Origin of the sequence: Mesorhizobium sp. M0140 (genome assembly GCF_040322475.1) — a bacterium.
Classification (GTDB): Bacteria; Pseudomonadota; Alphaproteobacteria; order Rhizobiales; family Rhizobiaceae; genus Mesorhizobium.
On record NZ_JAMYTM010000028.1, the window covers coordinates 48695 to 71031 of the forward strand.

General features: G+C 63.6%; 15 protein-coding genes and 1 pseudogene. 10 read left to right on the forward strand and 6 right to left on the reverse strand.

Annotated features, from left to right (window positions below):
• Positions 1–133: 133 nt before the first annotated feature.
• On the reverse strand, positions 134–2620 hold the full coding sequence (locus NKJ37_RS24560) for a mechanosensitive ion channel family protein (protein ID WP_023812336.1): 2487 nt from the start codon (positions 2618–2620) through the stop codon (positions 134–136).
• Between the two features lie 256 nt (positions 2621–2876).
• On the opposite strand from NKJ37_RS24560, the gene NKJ37_RS24565 reads away from it, so the two are divergent.
• The 5 genes from NKJ37_RS24565 (at position 2877) to NKJ37_RS24585 (ending at position 9679) form a co-directional block, all read left to right on the forward strand.
• Complete coding sequence (locus NKJ37_RS24565) at positions 2877–4136, forward strand: sarcosine oxidase subunit beta (RefSeq protein WP_352775343.1); 1260 nt, start codon at positions 2877–2879, stop codon at positions 4134–4136.
• 17 nt (positions 4137–4153) lie between these two features.
• The gene (locus NKJ37_RS24570) at positions 4154–4468 is read left to right on the forward strand and encodes a sarcosine oxidase subunit delta (protein WP_023812338.1); all 315 of its coding nucleotides are present in this window, start codon (positions 4154–4156) and stop codon (positions 4466–4468) included.
• A complete protein-coding gene (locus tag NKJ37_RS24575; protein ID WP_023812339.1) occupies positions 4465–7473 on the forward strand; it encodes a sarcosine oxidase subunit alpha in 3009 nt (1002 codons plus the stop codon). The genes NKJ37_RS24570 and NKJ37_RS24575 overlap by 4 nt, the downstream gene beginning before the upstream one ends.
• A complete protein-coding gene (locus NKJ37_RS24580) occupies positions 7466–8068 on the forward strand; it encodes a sarcosine oxidase subunit gamma (RefSeq protein WP_023812340.1) in 603 nt (200 codons plus the stop codon). The genes NKJ37_RS24575 and NKJ37_RS24580 overlap by 8 nt, the downstream gene beginning before the upstream one ends.
• Before the next feature lie 168 nt (positions 8069–8236).
• Entirely contained in the window at positions 8237–9679 is a 1443-nt protein-coding gene (locus NKJ37_RS24585) for an MFS transporter (RefSeq protein ID WP_023812342.1), read from the forward strand.
• An 11-nt stretch (positions 9680–9690) separates the two neighbouring features.
• Here the strand turns inward: NKJ37_RS24585 and NKJ37_RS24590 are convergent, their stop codons facing one another.
• Positions 9691–10395, reverse strand: coding sequence for a nitroreductase (locus NKJ37_RS24590; protein ID WP_023812343.1), 705 nt, complete (start codon positions 10393–10395; stop codon positions 9691–9693).
• A gap of 180 nt (positions 10396–10575) precedes the next feature.
• Between NKJ37_RS24590 and NKJ37_RS24595 the strand changes: the two genes are divergently transcribed.
• From NKJ37_RS24595 to NKJ37_RS24615, 5 genes are read left to right on the forward strand one after another with little or no spacing between them, the layout of a single operon-like run.
• Positions 10576–11163: a helix-turn-helix domain-containing protein gene (locus NKJ37_RS24595; protein WP_502895795.1), complete on the forward strand. Its 588-nt coding sequence runs from the start codon at positions 10576–10578 to the stop codon at positions 11161–11163.
• 20 nt (positions 11164–11183) lie between these two features.
• Entirely contained in the window at positions 11184–13637 is a 2454-nt protein-coding gene (locus NKJ37_RS24600; RefSeq protein WP_352629334.1) for a GcvT family protein, read from the forward strand.
• Complete coding sequence (locus NKJ37_RS24605; protein ID WP_352609498.1) at positions 13634–14539, forward strand: homocysteine S-methyltransferase family protein; 906 nt, start codon at positions 13634–13636, stop codon at positions 14537–14539. Before NKJ37_RS24600 ends, NKJ37_RS24605 begins: the two co-directional genes overlap by 4 nt.
• Positions 14532–15713, forward strand: coding sequence for a pyridoxal phosphate-dependent aminotransferase (locus NKJ37_RS24610; protein ID WP_352629332.1), 1182 nt, complete (start codon positions 14532–14534; stop codon positions 15711–15713). The genes NKJ37_RS24605 and NKJ37_RS24610 overlap by 8 nt, the downstream gene beginning before the upstream one ends.
• Positions 15710–18160 carry a GcvT family protein gene (locus NKJ37_RS24615; RefSeq protein ID WP_352439851.1) on the forward strand — a complete coding sequence of 817 codons (2451 nt, stop codon included), beginning with the start codon at positions 15710–15712 and terminating at the stop codon, positions 18158–18160. Before NKJ37_RS24610 ends, NKJ37_RS24615 begins: the two co-directional genes overlap by 4 nt.
• Positions 18161–18261: 101 nt before the next feature.
• On the opposite strand, the gene NKJ37_RS24620 is transcribed toward NKJ37_RS24615, so the two are convergent.
• From NKJ37_RS24620 to NKJ37_RS24635, 4 genes and pseudogenes are all read right to left on the reverse strand, one after another.
• The gene (locus NKJ37_RS24620) at positions 18262–18849 is read right to left on the reverse strand and encodes an NAD(P)H-dependent oxidoreductase (protein WP_352439850.1); all 588 of its coding nucleotides are present in this window, start codon (positions 18847–18849) and stop codon (positions 18262–18264) included.
• The gene (locus tag NKJ37_RS24625; protein WP_352439849.1) at positions 18849–19430 is read right to left on the reverse strand and encodes an NAD(P)H-dependent oxidoreductase; all 582 of its coding nucleotides are present in this window, start codon (positions 19428–19430) and stop codon (positions 18849–18851) included. The genes NKJ37_RS24620 and NKJ37_RS24625 overlap by 1 nt, the downstream gene beginning before the upstream one ends.
• Positions 19431–19635: 205 nt before the next feature.
• Positions 19636–21039: an FAD-binding oxidoreductase gene (locus tag NKJ37_RS24630; RefSeq protein WP_031213523.1), complete on the reverse strand. Its 1404-nt coding sequence runs from the start codon at positions 21037–21039 to the stop codon at positions 19636–19638.
• Positions 21039–22336, reverse strand: a pseudogene (locus NKJ37_RS24635) (cytosine deaminase). The gene NKJ37_RS24630 and the pseudogene NKJ37_RS24635 overlap by 1 nt, the downstream one beginning before the upstream one ends.
• Between the last annotated feature and the right edge of the window lies 1 nt (position 22337).

Genomic DNA, 22337 nt, shown 5'->3' on the forward strand with positions numbered 1-22337 from the left:
CCGCCTCTGTTGCATTTCGCAAGGCATTTTCGCCTTTGCATGGAGCTTATATGAGATGGAAGCTGAACCGCAACTGAATGCCCCATTCATGCCGCAATCGGCTTTCGATGGTTGAGACCCACCGATTCCCAGCCTAGTCCGGATCTGGCTTCCTGGTTTTGCGGGACTTGACTAGTCGCTTCTTCTCCGCCTCGGCTTCGGCCTTCACCTGCTCCTGTTCGGCGAAGTCGGCCTCGATCTTGTCGTCGTCTGTCGGCCAGGCCTTGGGCTTGTGGGCCTCGACCACGGCGCGTGGCGTCGAGGGCATCTCGATGTGTTCGCTGCTGAATTTTTCAAGCACGGCAAAACGGATGTCGTTCTGCGCGATGTTGCCGTTCATCACATCGGCCAGGAACACGCGGATCTCGAATTCCAGGGCGGCAGGGCCGAAATTGGAAAACAGCACGAAGGGTTCGGGGTTCTTCAGCACCATCGGGTGGCTGCGGGCGATCTCCAGCAGGACGGCATGAACCTGCTTGACGTCGCTGCCATAGGCGACGCCGACCTTGATGTCGATGCGGCCGAGCTTGTTGCGGTGCGTCCAGTTGCCGACGGCATTGTTGATCAGGTTCGAGTTGGGCAGGATCACCGATTGCCGCTGGAAGGTTTCGATCTCGGTGGCGCGCACGCTGATCTTCTTGACTGTGCCGCTGACATCGCCGGCAACGATCCAGTCGCCCACCTTGAACGGCCGTTCGGCCAACAGGATCAGGCCGGAAACGAAATTAGACACCACGTTCTGCAGGCCAAAGCCGATACCGAGGGAAAGAGCGCCGGCGACCAGCGCCAGGCTGGACAGGTCGATGCCCGCCGCCGAGATGCCGACCAGTGCCGCGAGCGCGACGCCGGCATAGCCGACCGCCAGCCGGATCGAGTTGCGCACGCCGGTATCGACCTTGCCACGCGCCATCACGGAACCGTCGAGCCAGCCCTGGAACCAGCGTGTCAGGAAATAGCCTATGACGAAGACGACGATGCCGGAGAGGATGCCGGTGACCGAGATCGTCACCGAGCCGATGTTGATCCCGGTTGCGAGCTTGTAGGCCCAGGCCTGGATATCGCCGGGCTGGAAACCCCACATCAGCAGGATCAACGGCAGGAACACCAGCACGATCATCACATTGATGGCAACGCTGACGACAAGGCCGAGCTGGTCGAGGGCTGTATCCTCGTAGCTGGATTTGGCCGACAGCCAGCGCCCGACGGTCGTGTTGGCGAAAGCACCCTCCTCGCCGATCGCCTGCGCCGACAGGAAGCCGATATAGGCGGTGATCAGCACGGTGCCGGTAACGACGACCTGCAACGAAACGAACAGAGCAAGGCCGATGTAACCGAGCAGCGCCGCGACGATGGTGAAAAGACCGAGCGCAAGCGCCGTATAGCGCAGCCATGCCGGCCAAGGCCGCCAGCTTCCGTCACGCGCCTTGAACGGCCTCAGCATCGCCATCAGGATCAGGATGACGCCGACGATGATGGTGGCGCCGAAACTGCGGGCGATGGTCAGCGACAGCGGCGAGCCCATTTTGTCGTTGATGACCGACAGGAAATAATTGACGCCGATGACCACGGCCATGGCGGTCGTCAGCCGCACCAGCCAGCGCGCCGGACCTGTCTCGACGGGGATAAGGCGCCAATTCGGCAGCCGCGGCTCGAGCGCCGCATTGGTCAATCGGTTGACGCAGAACACCACCCCGATGACGGCCGCGAGCGCATTCAGGAAGAGGCCGATGTCGCCACGCAACACATTGTAATAGTTGAAAAAGAACACCGTGGAGGCCAAGAACACGCCAACCGCCAGCGTCGGCAGCAAGGTCGACCAGAAGGCCACCGACAAGCGGCTGAGATAGGATGGATCCTCATTGGCAGGGTCGGCTTCGAACACGCGCCCGAACAGGCGCCGGCCACCGACCAGCAGCACCAGCGCCAGCCCGAGCGCCACGAAGGTTGCCGCCAGAATGGCCTGGAACTTGAACTTGAAAGCGAAGCTTAGCCATGACGACACCGCTTTGTAGAAATTGCCGAATTCGTCCCTGGCGTCCGAAAAGACCTGCGGGCTGAGCGCGTCGGACAGCACATAGCGCTTGGTGAGCACATTGCGGAACAGCTCGCTGCGCATGTTGCCGATCTTGTCGATCAGCCCGCTGATGCGGATCGAAAGCGATTGGGCTTGCGCAATGACGGCATTGATCTCCGCCTTTTCCGACACCAGCGCCTCGCGTTCGCCGCTGACGATGTCGGGCTCCGGCGGCTGACCCGCGGCAGGTGCCGCGCCAAGCTGCTCAAGACGGCTGTTGATCTCGCCAAGACGCGTACGGAAGGCCAGTGCGCTGTTCAGCGATTGCCGCGACAGCTCCTCGAGTTGCAAGCGGATATCGACAAGGCTGCTATCCTCCTCGCCGTCCTGCTGTATCTGCTTCTCGAAATTGTCGGTCTTGGTCGTCAGCGCCTGGATGATCTTCTGCTGGTCGGCGACCAGTCCGGCAGGCGCCTGGCCAAGCCCCTGTGCCACCGCATCGAACGACAGCGGCGCCGAGACGACAAGCGTGAGGATCAAAATGAGACGAAGCAATCGGAAAAGCATGATTTGTTGGCGACTCATCGGCGGCGAAGGCAATTTGAAAGCCTGTCCTTGATAAAGACGGCCCTATCATGGGGCAAGCCGTCGCATCGCGGACTCATCCGATCATTGACCTCACTGATCCTGACTCTCATTGAGCCCAGACCCCATTGATCCCCTGACCGATGCGTCGGCCAGTCGAAAGGCGATGGCGCAATATTGGCTTTGCCGGTGCGGCCTGCTCTATAGTCTGCCGCATCGCCCGAACCGGATGACATCAATGGCAGAGTACTCGGCCTTTTCGCTGCTCGCGAACGCGCTCAAGGGAAACAAGGATTGGAAGCCGGCATGGCGCAAGCCGGACCCGAAGGCGTCCTATGACGTCACCATCATCGGCGGCGGCGGTCATGGGCTGGCGACCGCCTATTATCTTGCCAAGGAACACGGCATCACCAATGTCGCCGTTGTGGAAAAGGGCTGGCTCGGCTCCGGCAATGTCGGCCGCAACACAACGGCGGTGCGCTCGAACTATCTGCTGCCGGCCAACACCCGCTTCTACGAACACTCGATGAAGCTGTGGGAAAACCTTTCGCACGAGCTCAACTACAATGTCATGTTCTCGCAGCGCGGCTGCCTGAACCTGGCGCACACGCCGGCCCAGTTCGACGACTATGCAAGACGCGGCAATGCCATGCGCCATCTCGGCGTCGATGCCGAACTGATGACGAAGGCTGAGATCAAACGTCTGATTCCGGCGCTCGACATCTCCGACAGCGCGCGCTTTCCGGTGGTTGGCGGCCTGATGCAGCGACGCGCCGGCACCGCCCGCCATGATGCGGTGGCCTGGGGCTATGCGCGCGGCGCCGACCGTCGCGGCGTCGACATCATCGAAAACTGCGAGGTCACCGGCTTCCTGCGCGACGGCGACCGCATTTCAGGCGTGACGACGTCCCGTGGCGACATCCGCGCCAGGAAGGTGGCCGTTGCGGTCGCCGGCAGCACCGGGCGTGTCATGCAGCTTGCCGGTATCGAGACAATGCCGATCGAGAGCCATGTGCTGCAGGCCTTCGTCACCGAATCGCTGAAACCCTTCATCGACACGGTCGTCACCTTCGGCATGGGCCATTTCTACATGTCGCAGTCGGACAAGGGCGGCCTCATCTATGGCGGCGACATCGACGGCTACAACAGCTACGCCCAGCGCGGCAATTTGCCCGTCGTCGACGAGGTGATGAGCGAAATGCTGGCGCTGTTTCCGGGCCTTGCGCGCGTGCGCATGCTGCGCTCCTGGGGCGGTGTTTGCGACATGTCGATGGACGGCTCGCCGATCATCACCACCGGCCCCCTGCCCGGCATGTATCTCAACTGCGGCTGGTGCTATGGCGGCTTCAAGGCGACGCCGGCTTCCGGCTGGTGCTTCGCCTGGACCATCGCCAAGGACCAGCCGCACGATCTCAACGCCCCCTTCACCCTCGACCGCTTCCACCGCGGCCTGGTGATCGACGACAAGGGCCAGGGTGCAAACCCGCGGCTGCATTAGGCATTAGGTAGAGTTCAATGTTGATCACTTGCCCCTATTGCGGCCCGCGCGACGTCATCGAGTTCACCTATCAGGGTGACGGCAACCGTGAGCGCCCCGACCCCGCCTCGCAGAATTTCGAGGCGTGGAACGCCTATGTCTATGACAGGCTGAACCCGGCCGGGGATCACAACGAGATCTGGCAGCATTCCGGCGGTTGCCGCACGCATCTGCGCGTCGTGCGCAACACGCTGACGCATGAGATTTCCAGCGTTGCTTTTGTGCGCGGTGATCATCAAGGGCGCGGCGATCATGGCTCCGCCGCGCGCCGCAAGGCGGAGGACAAGTCATGAGCCCGCGCCGCACCGACACCGGCGGCCGCATCGACCGGCTGAAAACCATCCGCTTCACCTTCGATGGCGCGGCCTACACCGGCCATGCCGGCGACACGCTGGCGTCAGCCCTGCTGGCCAAGGGCGTCACGCTTTACGGACGTTCGTTCAAATACCACCGCCCGCGCGGCCTGCTCACAGCCGGCGTCGAGGAACCCAACGCGCTGGTGACGGTGCTGAAGGGCGAGGTTCGTGAACCCAACATCCCAGCGACCATGGTCGAGATCCATGACGGCCTGGTTGCCATCAGCCAGAACCGCTTTCCCTCGCTTGCCTGGGACATCAACGCCGTCAACCAGCTCGGCGGCAAGATCCTGTCGGCCGGGTTCTACTACAAGACCTTCATGGGACCGGTGTTCGGTCCGCTCAAAGGCACGCGCTTCTGGATGTTCTGCGAACACTTCATCCGTCGCGCCGCCGGCCTCGGCAGCGCCGGATCGGCAAAGGACCCGGCCCGCTACGAACGCATGAACGCCTTTTGCGACGTGCTGGTGGTCGGCTCCGGCCCCGCCGGCCTGATGGCCGCCAAGGCTGCCGCCGATCAGGGCGCCCGCGTCATGCTGGCCGATCTCGAGCCGCGTTTCGGCGGTTCGGCCAACTGGTCCGATGAAACGATCGACGGCGCGCCTGCCGCCGATTGGGCCCGTCGCACGGTCGCCCAGCTCGAAGGCCGAGACAATGTCCGCCTTTTGCCGCGCACCACGGTCTGGGGTTACTACGACAACAACACGCTTGCCGCGCTCGAACGGGTCAGCGACCATAAGGATCAGCCAGGCAAGGGCGAGCCGCGCCATCGCTATTGGGCGATCCGCGCCAAATCCGTGGTCCTGGCCACTGGTGCGTTCGAGCGGCCGCTGGTCTTCCCCGGCAATGACAGGCCCGGTGTGATGCTGGCGCATGCCGCCGAGCGCTACGCCAACGAATTCGGCGTGCTGCCGGGCGAGCGGATCGCACTGTTCACCAACAATGACAGCGCCTATCGGGCGGCGGTCGCCTTGAAGAAGGCCGGTGCCGCGGTCGTCGCCATCGCCGATGTCAGGCCGGAACTTTCGCCGGAGATGCGCAAGCTGGCCGCGGAAGCCGAGGCCGAGATCTTCGCTGGCCATGCCGTCGTCGCCACCGAAGGCGGCAAGGCGCTGTCCGGCCTCAAACTGCAGCGCTTCGACATGACCAACGGCACGCTCATCGGTGATGCACGCAGCATCCATGCCGATTGCCTGCTGATGTCGGGCGGCTGGTCGCCGACCATCCATCTGGCCAGCCAGGCCGGTGCCAAGGCGGAATGGAACGCCGCCCGGCAAGCCTTTCTGCCGCCGAAGCCGACACAAAAGTGGCCCCCACAGCAATGGATCGGCGCCGGTGCCTTCACCGGCAGTTTTTCCACCACCGAAGCCATCGCCGAAGGCCGCGCCGCCGGCCTCGCCGCCGCCGGCGGGCAGAGCACACCGTCCATGCTGCCGACCGTCGAAGCAGTGCCCGGCGATCCCGATCCCGCCCCGGTGTTCGAGATCAGGGCCAAGGGCAAGAGCTTTGTCGATTTCCAGCACGACGTCACGGCTGAGGACGTGCGGCTGGCCCACCGCGAGGGCTTCGTCTCGGTCGAGCATCTGAAACGCTACACCACGCTCGGCATGGCGACCGACCAGGGCAAGAGTTCCAACGTGCCTGGCCTCGCAATCATGGCCGAAGCGCTGGGCAAGCCGATCCCCGAGGTCGGCACGACGCGCTTCCGGCCGCCCTTTGCACCGGTGTCGATCGGCTCGCTGGCGGCCGAGCGTTTTGGCGACCTGAAGCCCGAGCGGCTGACTCCGATGCATGACTGGCATCTGGCCAGTGGCGCGACGATGTATTCCGCCGGCCTCTGGTACCGGCCGATGATCTACGGTCATGCCGGCGAGACGGTCGAGCAGGCCTATGTGCGCGAAGCCAAGGCGACGCGCGAAAGCGCAGGGATCGTCGATGTCTCGACGCTGGGCAAGATTGCCGTGCAAGGCCCTGACGCCGCCGCATTCCTCGACCGCGTCTACACCAACATGTTTTCGACGCTCGCCGCCGGCAAGGCACGCTACGGGCTGATGCTGCGCGAGGACGGCCTAGCCTTCGACGACGGCACCACTTGGCGGCTCGGCGATCAGGATTTCCTGATGACCACCACCACGGCCAATGCCGGCAAGGTGATGCAGCATCTGGAGTATTTCCTCGACGTGATCTGGCCGGAGCTGAAAGTCCACGTGACCTCGGTGACCGACGAATGGGCGGGTGCCGCGATCGGCGGGCCGAAGGCCAGGCAGATCCTCGCCGCCTGTGTCACCGGCACGTCGGTCGACAACGCCGCCTTGCCCTTCATGGGCATCGTGCGTGGCGATATAGCAGGCGTGCCGGTGATGATTTGCCGGCTGTCCTTCTCCGGTGAAATGGCCTTCGAAGTCTATTCCGGCGCCGGCCACGGCACCCATGTCTGGGAAGCGCTTATTGAAGCCGGCAAGCCGTTCGGGCTGGCCACCTATGGGCTCGAGGCACTGGGCACCATGCGCATCGAAAAGGGCCATGTCACCGGCGCCGAGATCGACGGCCGCACCACGGCACGCGACCTGCATCTCGACTGGATGCTGTCGAAGAAGAAGCCTTTCATCGGCTCGGCGATGATGGACCGCGAAGGCTTGATCGCATCGGACCGCCTTGAACTGGTCGGCCTGATCGCCCTCGATAACCGGCCACTCAACGGTGGCGCCCACATCGTCGAGGAGGTTGACGAAGCCAATCCGCACGACTCCATCGGCCATATCACCGCCTGCTGCTATTCGCCGGCGCTCGGCAAGCATATCGCGCTGGCGCTGGTCAAGGGCGGCAAGGCACGGCAGGGCACGCGCGCCCATGTCTCCGATCCCTTGCGCAACCGCTTTGGACCGGTCGAGATCGTCTCCAACCACTTCTTCGATCCGGACGGGAGCCGCATGCATGGTTGAGCGCCAGTCACCCGAACCCTTGTCGCCACTCGAACCGGAATTTCACGTCGGCTCACACGGCAATTTCGAGCATGGCGTCGAGATCATCCTGACCGAGACGCGGCCTGGCTCGATCGTGCAGCTGGCAGCGTGGCCCGGCGAGGAGAAGAAGCTGATAGCAGCCATCCGCACCGTCACCGGGCTTGCTCTGCCCGATGGCGCAGGCGGCGGCTTGAGCGACGGCGTGAAATCGGTGTTCGGCTTCGCGCCGGGAAAGTTCACTATCGCCGACGAGGCCGAAGGGTTGGCCCCCGCCTTTGCCAAAGTGGTAACGCCGGCCATCGGCACCGTGACCGATCTTTCACATGGCCGCACCGCCATCCGCATTGCCGGGCCTAAGGCTGAATGGGTGCTGGCGAAATTCTTCGCCATCGACTTTTCGCTGCCGGCCTTTCCCATCGGCGCCGGCCGCTCGACCACCCATCACGACATCTTCGCCCAGATCCAGCGCACCGGCGCCGACCAGTTCGACATCTATGTCTTCCGCTCATTCGCACGCTCGTTCTGGAAGGCGCTCTGCCATGCCAGCGAGGAAGTCGGCTACGAGGTGCAGTAGGCGCCCTGTCGGCCAGGGCGCCGCGTCACTTCTGGCATCAACGCCAGCCGGTTCTGCCGCTAGAGAATCGCGCCTCGGGCGCTCATGGTTGGAAACATGACCGCCAGGCCGGTCCAAGGGGTAAATCCCGTCTCAGAGTCGGCACATTCGTTTGGTTCGAACATCTCCATGACCGCAGAACTATCCGCCGGCGCCACGGATTGCGCCGATGTGCCGGCCAGAGCCTTGCTCCTGCTGCCGCTAACGGTCGCCTGCGGCGTGTTCATGACCAGCCTCGACCAGAATGTCGTGGTGACCGCGCTGCCGGGCATCAGCGAAAGCCTCGGGCGTCCGCCCAGCCAGCTCGGCCTCTTGATTACCGTCTATGTCGCCAGCCTGATCATCTCGATGCCGCTTGGCGGCTGGGCCGCCGACCGCTTCGGACTGCGCAACGTCTACTGCTTTGCCTTGCTGGTGTTCGCCGCCTCGTCGGCGCTCTGCGGGCTGTCCGACAACATCTGGACGCTGGTCGGCGCCCGCGCGCTGCAAGGCTTTGGCGGCGCCTTGATGGGCACGCTCGGCCAGGTCGTCATCCTGTCGACCTTTCCGCGCAGCCGAACGCTGAAGATCAACATGTACATCTCGCTGGCCGGCCAGTCCGGACCGTTGGTCGGTCCGCTCGTCGGCGGCGCGCTGACCACCTACATTTCCTGGCGCTGGATCTTCTTCATCAACGTGCCGTTCGCGCTGGCTGCGGCAATTCTTGCCGCCTCGCTGTTTCCGACGATGACCAAGCCGGTGCGCACGCCGTTCGATTTTCCGGGCTTCCTGCTGGTCGGCAGCGGCATGGTCCTGCTGGTCTTCGGCATGGATTCGCTTGCCGCCAAGGATGCCGCGGGCGGCATCATCGCCGCCGAACTGGCGCTGGCGCTCGTTATCCTGACCATCGCCTCGTTCTACTGCCTGCGCGTGCGCAATCCGCTGCTCGATCTCAAGCTGTTGCGCATCCGTACCTTCCGCATTTCGTTCCTCACCGGTGGCGGGCTGGACACGATCGGCCTCAGCTCCGTCGTCTTCCTGCTGCCGCTGATGTTCCAGCTCGGCTTCGGCATGAGCGCGGTTCAGGCGGGATCGCTGACCTTCGTCGCCGCGGTCGGCTCCGTGGCCATGCGGTTCTTCATGCCGCGTGTCCTCAACCGTTTCGGCTTTCGCCGCGTGCTGGTCTACAACACGCCCATCGTCGCCGCCCTGGTTGCCGGCTTCGCGCTGATGCAGGCGACGACGCCGGTATGGATCGTGCTCACCTACATCTTCGTCTTCGGCGTCTTCCGCTCCGCGCAATGGGCCTCGACCGGCAACCTCGCCTATTCCGACATCGCGCCCGAGCAGCTCGCCCGTTTCAGCGCGCTCTATTACATATTATGGCAGCTGGCAGTGGCGATCAGCGTTGGCCTGGCCGCCGCGGCACTGTCGTTTCTGGCGGGCGGCGGCCCTGCCGTCGCCGACGACTTTCGCATCCTGTTCGTGATCGAGGGCGTCATCACGCTCTGCGCGCTGCTTGCCTACCTCAAGCTGACGCCGCAAGACGGCGTCCATGTCAGCGGCCACGGCGCACAGATGAACACGGAATGAAGCTGGCTGGCTTACTCGCTGAACGTCACCCACTCTTCCAGCGGCACGCGGTCGGTGCGGAAGGCGTTTTCAGGTTTTGACGTATCTTCGTAACCAACCGCCATGCCGCAGACGACGATCTCTTCGTCCGGAATGTCGAGCACCGGCCTGATCTGCCGGTGATAGGGCGCGAAGGCCGCCTGCGGACAGGTGTGCAGACCCCTGCCTCTAGCTGCGACCATGATGTTCTGCAGGAACATGCCGTAGTCAATCCACGAGCCCTGGTTGAGGCGGCGGTCGATGGTGAAGATCATGCCGACCGGAGCGTCGAAGAAGACGAAGTTGCGGTCGTGCTGGGCGCGCATCTTGTCGACCTCGCGGCGACCAATGCCGAGCGCGCCATAGAGGCCGAAACCGTTGGCGCGGCGGCGGGTCAGATACGGCTCGAAGAACTGGGTGGGATAATACCGGTACTCGTCCCAATCGGCTTTTTCGGCGCGAATGCCGGAATTGAGAATGGCGTCTGATATCCGCTGCTTGCTCTCGCCCTTGGTGACATAGACTTTCCATGGCTGCATGTTGGTGCCGGATGGGGCGCGCGCCGCAACCGCCAGAATGGCGCGGATGGTGTCGTCGTCGACCATGTCGGGCAGGAATGCGCGCACCGAACGGCGCGACAGGATCGCCTCGTCGACAATCTCGGCATCGCCCGCAATTCGGGGGTTATTTTCCAGCATGGGCCGTCCCTTACCCTTTGTCTCGATCGGACGTCCCCATTCGCCGCTCTCGGCGGAGCCTTTGCATGAACCGTCAAAATCGCGCAAGCAAATCTTGTGCATCCGTGAAAATCCACTTGATTTTTTCATGAGCTTGATTTCTCATGAAATTTGACAGTTATTTTTCATGAAGAGAGCGTTTTGCCTTCGACTACCGCAAGAACATTGCAGGGACCTGACGAACGCGTGCTGGCCGGCGACATCAGGGCCTTGCGCAAGGCGCGCGGGCTGACACTCGCCGAGATTGGCCTGAATCTTGGCCGTTCCGTCGGCTGGGTCAGCCAGGTCGAACGCGGCCTGTCGACGCCATCGCTCGGTGACCTCAGGGCCTTCGCCGAACTGTTCGGCGTGCCGATCAGCCTGTTCTTCAGCCATGACGTACCTGTCGAAAGCGAGCGCGGCGTGGTCGTGCGCGCCGGCAGGCGCCGCACGCTTGGCACAAGCGAATCCGGCCTGGTGGAGGAGCTTCTGTCGCCCGATCTCGGCGGTAGCTTCGAGATGGTGCGTTCGGTCTTCGCGCCAGGCGCGGAACTGAAGGCCGAGGCGCAGCGACCGACCGAGGAAGCCGGATACGTCGCCTCCGGACTGTTCGACATCGAGATCGGAGGTGTCTGGCATCGGCTTGGCGAGGGCGACTCCTTTCGCTTCGAAGGCAAGCCCTACCGCTGGCGCAATCCGGGTGCCGAGCCGGCAATTGTCATCTGGGTGGTTTCACCACCCGTCTATTGAGTTCAAGTTTGGAGAAGAACATGGCGGGTTTGCCGAGCACGGCGCGCGTGGTGATCATCGGAGGCGGTGCCGTCGGCACCTCCTCGCTCTACCATCTCGCCAAGGCGGGCTGGACCGACTGCGTGCTCTTGGAAAAGAACGAGCTGACTTCGGGCTCGACCTGGCATGCCGCTGGCAACGTGCCGACTTTCTCCTCGTCCTGGTCGCTGATGAACATGCAGCGCTATTCGACCGAGCTTTATCGCGGGCTGGCCGACGCGGTCGACTATCCCATGAACTATCACGTCACCGGCTCGCTGCGCCTTGCCCACACGAAAGAGCGCATGCAGGAATTTCAGCGCGCCAAGGGCATGGGCCTCTACCAGGGCATGGACATCGACATTGTCGGTGTCGACGAGATCCAGCGTCGCTATCCCTTCATCGAGACGCATGATTTGAAAGGCGCGCTCTACGACCCGAGCGACGGCGACATCGATCCGGCGCAGCTCACCCAGGCGCTGGCCAAGGGTGCGCGCGACATGGGCGCGAAGATCATCCGCTTCTGCCCGGTCACAGGCGTGCGCCGTGAGAACGACGAATGGGTGGTCGAGACGGCACAAGGTGAGATCCGCTGCGAGATCGTCGTCAATGCCGCCGGCTACCGCGCCGCCGAAGTCGGCCGGATGTTCGGCCGCGACGTGCCGATGATGGTGATGAGCCATCAGTACATTTTGTTCGAGGAGATTCCCGAACTGGCGGCATGGTCGAAGGAACAGGGGAAGAAACTGCCGCTGCTGCGCGACGTCGACACCTCCTACTATCTTCGCCAGGAGAAGAACGGCATGAATCTCGGCCCCTATGAGCGCAATTGCCGCGCGCATTGGGCCACCCACAACGACCCGATGCCGGAGGATTTTTCCTTCCAGCTGTTCCCCGACGATCTCGACCGGCTCGAACATTATCTGGCCGACGCCGTCGCCCGCGTGCCGATCCTGGGCACCGCCGGCCTGTCCAAGGTCATCAATGGCCCGATCCCCTACACGCCGGACGGCAATCCGCTGATCGGCCCGATGCCCGGCGTTCCCAATGCCTTCGAGGCCTGCGTCTTCACCTTCGGCATCGCCCAGGGCGGCGGCGCCGGCAAGGTGCTGGCCGAATGGGTGACAGAGGGCCAGACCGAATGGGACATGTGGTCATGCGACCCGCGCCGCTTCACCTCCTTTGCCGCGGCGCCGGACTATTGCGTCGCCAAGGGCATGGAGATCTACGGCAACGAATACGCCATCCAGTTCCCGCGCCATGCCTGGCCGGAAGGCCGCGACCGCAAGCTGTCGCCGATCCATGATCGCATCAAGGCGCTCGGCGGCCGCTTCGACGCCTATAATGGCTGGGAGCGCGCCACCTGGTATGCGCAAGAGGGCGATGATATTTCAGAGGAAGCCACGCTGACCTTCCGCCGCGAAGGACCCTGGCACCATCGTGTGCGTGAAGAATGCCTGGCCGTGCGCGACGCCGCCGGCATTTTGGACCTGCCGGGCTTCTCGCGCTTCAACCTCGAAGGCCCGGGTGCCGCCGAATGGCTGAGCCTGCAGGTCACTGGGCTGGTGCCGAAGCCAGGCCGCATCGGCCTGGCCTATTTCGCCGACGACAAGGGCCGTATCGTCACCGAAATGTCCGTGGTGCGCCACGACGACAACCTGATGACGCTGATCACCGCGGCGGTCGCGCAATGGCATGATTTCGAGTGGCTGAAATCGCGCATGCCTGAAGATGCGACCTTCAAGCTGATCGATCGGACCGAGGAATTCTCGACCCAGATCCTGGCAGGCCCGAACTCGCGAAAAATCCTCGCTGATGTCTGCGAAGCCGACCTCACTCTGCCATGGCTGACGCATCAGGAGACAAAGATCGCCGGTCGCTGGGCCAAACTCGTGCGCGTCTCCTTCGCCGGCGAACTCGGCTGGGAAATCCACACCAGGATCGACGACACCGCCGCCATCTTCGATGCCATCTGCGCGGCGGGACAACAGCATGGGCTGAAGCCGTTCGGCATGTATGCGCTGGATTCGCTCAGGCTCGAAAAAGGCTACCGCACCTGGAAGGGCGACCTGTCGACCGACTATTCGATCCTGCAGGGCGGGTTGGAGCGCTTCGTCAAATGGGACAAGCCCGACTTCCGCGGCAAGGCGGCACTCCAGAACGAAAAGCAGCAAGGCGTGAAGAAGCGCTTCGTCACGCTGGTGGTGGAAAACCCCGGCGATTGCGACGCTCCGTCAGTTTCTACACTCTGGCATGACGGCAAGATCGTCGGCGAGACGACGTCGGGCGGCTGGGGTCATCGCATCGACAAGTCGATCGCACTCGGCATGCTGCGCGCCGACCTGGCCGAACCAGGTACATCAGTCGAGGTCGAAATCTTCGGTGACCGCTTTCAGGCGATCGTGCAGAAGGATGAACCGCTGTGGGATCCGAAGAACGAAAGGCTGCGCGCATGAAGAAAATCATCCTCACCGATGGCGGGATGGGCCAGGAACTGGTCCGCCGCAGCAAATCCGAGCCGACACCGCTTTGGTCGGCCAGGGTGCTGATCGACGAACCCGATTTGGTGCGCGACCTGCACGCGGAATTCATCCGTGCCGGCGCACGTGTCATCACCATCAACACCTATTCTGCGACACCCGAACGCCTGGCGCGCGAGGGCGCGGAAGACCTCTTCAAGCCATTGCAGAAGCGCGGCATCGAATTGGCCAGGCAGGCCCGCGACGAGGCCGGCGATGCAGCCATCGCCGGCTGCCTGTCGCCGCTTTTCGGCAGCTATGCACCGGCACTGACCATTTCCTTCGAGGACACGCTCGATATTTACCGCCACATCGTTGCCGAGCAGGCCGATGGCGTCGACCTGTTCCTGTGTGAAACCATGGCGTCGGCGGACGAAGCCCGCGCGGCGGTCACCGCGGCATCGGAAAGCGGCAAGCCGGTATGGGTGTCGTGGACGCTGGCCGACCACGGCAAGCCACGGCTGCGCAGCGGCGAGACAATAGCCGCCGCGGCAGGCGCGCTCGATGGCCTGGCAGTCGCCGCGCGGCTGGTCAATTGCTGCCGGCCGGAAGCAATCGCCGCGGCTTTGCCTGAACTGATCGACCTCGGCGGCCCGGTCGGCGCCTACGCCAATGGCTTCACTTCAACCGAAGCACTCAAGCACGGCGGCACCGTCGATGTGCTGCACGCCCGTCACGACCTTGGCCCGGATGCCTATGCCGACCAGGCGATCGGCTGGGTCGAGGCTGGGGCAAGCATCGTTGGCGGCTGCTGCGAAGTCGGACCGCCGCACATCGCCGCCCTGCGCGACCGGCTCGAACAGGCCGGCTACGAAATTTCGGGAGTTTTGCATGCCTAGACCATCATCGCGTATTTCCGGCATCGTGCCTTCGGGCAAGGACGGCTGGGAAGTCCATTTCGCCGCCTGGACGCGCAAGGAGGCCGGCGAAGACATCATCATGCTGTCGGTCGGCGACCATGATTTCGACACGCCTTCGCAGACCATCGAAGCCTGTGTGACCGCGGTTCGCGGCAGCAATCATCACTACACCCCGCTTCCCGGCTTGCCGCGCCTGCGCAGGGCGATGGCGGCGGCCTCGACCGCCTGCACCGGCGTCGAGACGTCGCCGGATCAGGTGATCGCCACACCGGGTGGCCAGGCCGCACTCTACGCCGCCGTGCAGGGCGTGCTCGACCAGGGCGATCACGCCATCGTCGTGGCGCCCTATTATGCCACCTATCCCAACACGTTCAGCGCCGCAGGCGCTGATTTCACCGTCGTTGAGACACCGGCCGAGGATGGCTTCCAGCCGCGTGCCGACATGATCCGCGCGGCAATCCGGCCGAACACGCGCGCCGTCCTGATCAACACGCCGAACAATCCGACAGGAGCTGTCTATTCGCGCGAGCGGCTGGAGCAGTTGGCAGAAGTCTGCCGGGAGCACGACCTCTGGCTTCTGTCGGACGAAGTCTACTGGACGCTCGGCGGCGGCGAGCACGTCTCGCCGCGCTCGCTGCCAGGGATGGCCGAGCGGACGCTGGTCATCAATTCGATGTCCAAGAGCCACGGCATGACCGGCTGGCGCATGGGCTGGCTGACGGGACCGGAGGAGATGATCACGCTCATGATCAATCTCAATCTGGTGACGACCTACGGCCTGCCGGCCTTCATCTCGATTGCTTGTTCCGAGGCGCTGGAGAACCGTTACGGTGTCAAGGAGATCGCCGAACGTTACGCGGCACGCCGCACCGTCTTGCTCGACGCCCTGCGGGGCATGAACGATGTCACCGTGCGCGGTTCGGAGGGCGGCATGTATGTCATGCTCGACATCTCGGCCGTCGAACCGGACGACGAGAAATTCGCCTGGGCCCTGCTCGACAGCGAAAAGGTTGGCGTCATGCCCGGCTCCAGCTTCGGCGAAGCGGCCGCCGGCCACATTCGCATCAGCCTCTGCCAGCCCGAACCCGTGCTGCAGGAAGCTGCACTTCGTCTGCGCCGCTTTGCTTCCAGCTACCGTCGCGAGGCAGCATGACCGCCAAGGCAATTCCCGCCAAAGCAAGAGCGGTCATCATCGGCGGCGGCGTTTCCGGCTGTTCGGTCGCCTATCACCTGGCCAAGCTCGGCTGGACTGACATCGTGCTTCTCGAACGCAAACAGCTGACGTCGGGCACGACATGGCACGCCGCCGGCCTGATCGGCCAGTTGCGCGGTTCGCAGAACATGACACGGCTGGCCAAATATTCCGCCGATCTCTACGTCAAGCTGGAAGCCGAGACCGAGGTCGGCACCGGCATGCGCCAGGTCGGTTCGATTACCGTGGCGCTGACCGAGGAGCGCAAGCACGAGATCTACAGGCAAGCGTCGCTGGCGCGTGCCTTCGATGTCGACGTGCGTGAGATTTCGCCCAGGGAAGTCAGCGAGATGTACCCGCATCTCAATGTTTCCGATGTCGTCGGTGCCGTGCATCTGCCGCTCGACGGCCAATGCGACCCCGCCAACATCGCCATGGCCCTGGCCAAGGGCGCGCGCCAGCGCGGCGCCACCATCGTCGAGAATGTGAAGGTCACCAAGGTCCATACCAAGGCCGGCCGCGTCAGCGGCGTGTCCTGGGCACAGGGCGAAGACCAAGGCACGATCGAAGCCGACATCGTCGTCAACTGCGCCGGCATGTGGGCGCGCGAACTGGGAGCGCAGAACGGCGTCACCATCCCGCTGCATGCCTGCGAGCATTTTTACCTCGTCACCGAACCGATCCCCGGCCTCACCCGTCTGCCGGTGCTGCGGGTGCCGGACGAGTGCGCCTACTACAAGGAGGACGCCGGCAAGATGATGCTGGGCGCCTTCGAGCCGGTGGCAAAACCCTGGGGCATGGACGGCATAAGCGAGGATTTCTGCTTCGACCAGTTGCCGGAGGACATGGAGCATTTCGAGCCGATCCTCGAAATGGGCGTCAACCGCATGCCGATGCTGGCAACCGCCGGCATCCACACCTTCTTCAACGGTCCTGAGAGTTTTACGCCCGACGACCGCTACTATCTCGGCGAGGCGCCGGAGCTGTCCGGCTACTGGATGGCGACCGGCTACAACTCGATCGGCATCGTCTCCTCCGGCGGCGCCGGCATGGCGCTGGCGCAGTGGATCAATGACGGCGAAGCCCCGTTCGACCTGTGGGAAGTCGACATCCGCCGCGCCCAGCCGTTCCAGAAGAACCGCCGCTATTTGAAGGAACGCGTCTCGGAAACGCTCGGCCTGCTCTATGCCGACCATTTCCCTTATCGGCAGATGGCGACCTCGAGGAATGTCAGGCGTTCGCCGCTGCACGAGCATCTGAAGGTGCGCGGCGCCGTGTTCGGCGAAGTCGCCGGCTGGGAGCGCGCCAACTGGTTCGCCCGCGAGGGCCAGGAGCGCGAATACCGCTATTCCTGGAAGCGCCAGAACTGGTTCGACAACCAGCGCGAAGAACACCTCGCGGTCAGGAATGGCGTCGGCCTGTTCGACATGACCTCCTTCGGCAAAATCCGTGTCGAGGGCCGCGACGCCAGCGCTTTCCTGCAAAGACTGTGCGCCAACCACATGGACGTCGCGCCGGGCAAGATCGTCTACACCCAGATGCTCAACCAGCGCGGCGGCATCGAGAGCGACCTGACGGTTTCGCGGCTGTCGGAAACGGCTTTCTTCCTCGTCGTCCCCGGCGCCACGCTGCAGCGCGACCTGGCTTGGCTGCGCAAGCACGTCGCCGACGAGTTCGTCGTCGTCACCGACGTGACGGCGGCCGAAAGCGTGCTCTGCCTGATGGGCCCGGACGCAAGAAAGCTGATCCAGAAGGTCAGCCCCAACGATTTTTCCAATGATAAAAATCCGTTCGGCACGTTCCAGGAAATCGAGATCGGCATGGGCCTGGCCCGCGCCCACCGCGTCACCTATGTCGGCGAACTCGGCTGGGAACTCTATGTCTCGACCGACCAGGCGGCTCATGTCTTCGAGGCGATCGATGAGGCCGGCGCCGAAGGCGGCCTGAAGCTCTGCGGCCTGCACACGCTGGATTCCTGCCGCATCGAAAAGGCCTTCAGGCATTTCGGCCACGACATCACCGATGAAGACAATGTGCTGGAAGCCGGCCTTGGCTTTGCGGTGAAGACCGCCAAGGGCGACTTCATCGGCCGCGATGCCGTGCTGCGCAAGAAGGAAGCCGGCCTGTCACGCCGGCTCGTCCAGTTCCGCCTGAAGGATCCAGAGCCCCTGCTCTTCCACAACGAAGCGATCCTGCGCGACGGCAAGATCGTCGGCCCGATCACTTCAGGCAATTACGGCCATCATCTCGGCGGCGCGGTCGGGCTAGGCTATGTGCCATCCGAGGGCGAGAGCGAAGCGGATGTGCTGGCTTCATCCTACGAAATCGAGATCGCCGGCGAGCGCTTTGCGGCGGAAGCCTCGCTGAAGCCGATGTATGATCCGAAGGCCGAGCGGGTGAAGATGTAGCGCCTCTTACCCTCCCCCTTGTGGGGAGGGTCGGCTCGCGGTCGGAGCAGAGCGGAGATTGCGGGACGGGGTGGGGATAGCGCCCTACGAGACCCCGCTTCTCAAAACCGCTCCAGCTTTGCCCGCACCTTCGCCAGAAACGCCGCCCTTGTTGCCGGCGTCGAGGCATCCATCAAATAGTGTGCCAGGAAAAACGTCCGGCAGCGCGCCGCGCATAGCGCCCGCATGCCGCGCAGCAGGGTCTTGCGCCCCGGCTGGCCGACGACGACGCTCCACCAGGTCGGCGCGCCGCAGGTGGTGATGACGCCAACCTTGGTTACATGCGTCATCAGCGACTTGATCCGCCCCTTGCCGGCCGGCAACTTGAAGGCGACGTCCGTCGCCCACACCCGGTCGAGCCAGCCCTTCAGCATCGCCGGCAGCCCGTACCACCAGGTCGGATAGACAAACAGGATCGCTTCGGCCCAGTTGAGCAGCTCGAAATGCGGCTTCAGCGCCGGGTCCTGCGGCGCCTGGTCATTGTAGGAGCGTCGCTCGTCGCAACCCATCACCGGGTCGAATTTATCGGCGTAGAGGTCGAGCAGCCGCACCTCCCAGCCTCGTCGCATCAGCACGTCGATGGCGGTGTCGCGAATTGCCGCACAGAAGCTGTCCGGCACCGGATGGCAGTAGACCACCAGCGCGCGCATCAGAAGGCATCCATGCTGGCCGCGACCTTGGCCATGAAGGTCTTGCGCGTGCTGTCGGTCGACAGATTCATCGAATAATGCGCAAGATAGGTCACCGGCGCGCCCGGTTTGACGGTGGCGCGCAGCATGCGCTTGATCAGTTTGCGCGGCGGATCGCCCATCAGCATGGCGCGGAACCGGCTGCCGCCATAAGTGGTCACCGCCGCAACCTTGCGTATGTTGTGCAGCGACGGCTGCGCCTTGCCGTCGACCAGCTTGAACGACACGCCGGGAAGGAAGACGCGATCGAAAAAGCCTTTCAGTATCGCTGGAAAGCCATAGTTCCAGACTGGATAGGAAAGCACCAGCGCATCGGCTCGCAGCAGGCGTTCGACATAAGGTGCGGCAGCGTCAGCGGCGCCGCGCGGATTGTGGTAGTCCAGCCTTTCCTGCCGCGTCATCCGCGGATCGAAATCCTCCGCGTAGAGGTCGCAGTCATCGACCGTATGGCCCGCCGCCGTCAACCGCTCTACGATCATGCGGTGCAGGCCGGCATTGAAGCTGGTCTCGACCGGATGGGCGTAAAGGACGAGGATGTTCACAGGGGAATATCCCCTAGGTCAGTGCGAGGCACCCCCCTCTGCCCTGCCGGGCATCTCCCCCGCAAGGGGGGAGATCGGACTGCCGTATCGCTTTCGCTAACTGTCGACGCCGCAGAATGGTCGCGACTCAAAGGCTGCCAATCTCCCCCCTTGCGGGGGAGATGTCCGGCAGGACAGAGGGGGGTACTCAAGCGCAAACCTCTCCTCATCCCACTCTCTGCAGCCCCTTGAACAAAAAAGTCCGACCCGAACGGTAGTCGTAGTCCGGGTTCTCCCAGGCGATCATCTTGCCGGGGTTGAGCAGGCCTTGCGGATCGGTCTCGCGCTTGAAGGCGAGCTGCACCGCGTCGGTCTGCTTCATGCCGCCCTCTTCCAGCGTGTAGCGATGCGGGTTGAAGATCGGGCAGCCATTCTCCTCATGCAGGCGCACGATCTCGTCGAGCCGAGCCTCGCTGGTGAACTTGACCAGCGGCAGGCCGAAGCAGGTGATGTTGCCGTCCAGCCGCACGAATTCCAGATGCGAGAAAACCTCGCCCGGAAACATCTTGTCCATCTTTTCGACCAACGCGAGCTGGTTGGGAAAGGGATAGAGCGACTGCAGATAGGTAATCGAAGGATCGACGCGCAGCGCCCTCAGCGTCGTGTGGTTCCAGGCCAGCTCATAGGCCGGCGGCAGCCCCTTCTTTTCGTCCAGCGTTGCGGTTGCGGCATTGTAGATCACCTCGCCACCGGCCCGGCCGGTGAAGGCCAGTAAAGCGTCCAGCCCATGCCGCGCCACCATGACGACGCAGATGCTCTGCCCCTGCTGCAGGAATTTCTGGTGCCGCTTGAAATAAAGCTGTGGCACGGGTGCCGCTATCGGCGTGATCAGCTTGGTCAGGATACCGTCCTGGCACGCCAGTGCATTTCCATAGCGGGCCGCATCCATGAAAGCGTCGAAGCCGACGATGACGTCGATCCATTCATAAGCCGCGGTCAGCGGCATCTCGACCTCCGATATGATGCCGTTGGTGCCGTAGGCATGGGTCACCTTGTGCAGATCCTCGCCGGTGAGTTCGAGCGCTTTCGGCTCGGCCTCCATGGTCACCACGCGCAGCCGGAGCACATTGCCGAAATCACGCAGGCCACCGAAATTGATCGAGCCGACGCCGCCCGAACCGCCGGCGATGAAGCCGCCGATCGAAGCGGTGTTGTAGGTAGAGGGCGATAGCCGGAGTTCCTGCCCGGAATGCGCTCGCGTTGCCTTGTCGATATCGGCCAGAATGGCCCCCGGTCCGGTCACGACGCGACCCGGGGCGATCGACTTGATCTCGTTCATCTCGGCAAGGTTGAGCACGACGCCGCCGGAGAGCGGCATCGCCTGGCCGTAATTGCCGGTGCCGCTGCCGCGCGGTGTCACCGGCACGCCATGGCGATGACAGGCGGCAAGCACGCGGATCAGTTCGGCCTCGTTCTTCGGCGTCACGATCAGATCGCCGGTGACATGGTCCAGTTGCTGCTTCAGCACCGGGCTGTACCAGTAGAAGTCACGGCTCTTCTGCTGGACGATGGCCGGATTGTCGTCGACCTTGAGCCCGTCAAGATCGCGTTTGAGCGCCGAAACGTCCATCATTCCACCATCAGTTCGTCGAGTTCGGCATAGTCGGGCAATTGCCGGTCGATCGCCTTGCCGCCGCGCACCACGATGCGATCCGATTCGGGCCGCGAGAGCAATTCCGTCCAGCTTCGGCCTTTGAACAGGACAAAATCGGCATCGCCGCCGGCGGCAAGCGTGCCGAAGCCATCAAGCCGCATCACCTTGGCCGGCGTCGCGGTGACCGCTTGCGGCCAGTCGGCGACCGGATGATCGAAGTGCAGGATGCGCGTCGCCATGCGGTAGACCTCCAGCATGTCGAGGTCGCCATAGGCATAAAATGGGTCACGCGTATTGTCGGATGCGACGGCAACCGCAATGCCCCTCGCCTTCATTTCGTGCAGCAGCGTCACACCACGCCAGCGCGGCGTGGTGCCGTCGCCGCGCCGATCCTGCAAATAGAGATTGCACATCGGCAATGAAACGACGGCTAGCCCTGCCTTCGCCACCTTGTCCAGCGTGTCGAGCACGTCGAGGTCCGGCTGGCGCGCAAGCGAGCAGCAATGGCCGACGAGGATCTTTCCTTCGAAACCGTTCCAAAGAGCGGCCTCGGCGATCTTCTTCAGCGATATGGCGGAGATGTCATCGGTCTCGTCGGCATGGAAATCGAGATCGAGGCCATGCTTGATCGCTTGCGCGAAGACATGGTCGAGCAGTTCTTCGAGGTCCGGCACCATATAGGTGACGACACCGAGCACGCCCTTTGCCGCGGCAACCCTCTTTGCCAGCCTGTCGAACCACTTTTTGTCGCGTACGCCTTCGATGCGAGCAAACAGGCGCCCTGCAACTCGATGCGGCCGCGCCATGCCTCGCGCATCGCCTCGAACACCGGCCAGGAGATTTCCTCCTGCGGCGCGACGCTGTCGAGATGCGTGCGCAGCGCCCTGGTGCCATGGGCGTAGGCTGAGCGCAGCGAGAAATCCATCCGTTTCGCAACGTCCTCGGCGCTCCAGCGTGCCACACGATCGGCGCCGGCGGCATTCAGCGCGCCCAAGAACGTGCCGTCGGGATTGGGCTTTCGCGGCCAGATATGGCCCTTGTCGATATGCGTGTGGCTGTCGACGAAGCATGGCAGCACGATGCGGCCGCCAAGATCGACGGCATCAGCAGGCGCTGCACGACCGTGGGCGGCAATGCCTGCGATTTTGCCGTCCGCGATAGTGACGTCGGCAAGCGCAAAGCCATCCCTGTCGAGAGCAGCGCCAAGGCCTGGGGTCAGGGATGCGTGAAGCCTGACATTGGCGAGCCGGTATGAACCTGTGTTCGGAATCAAG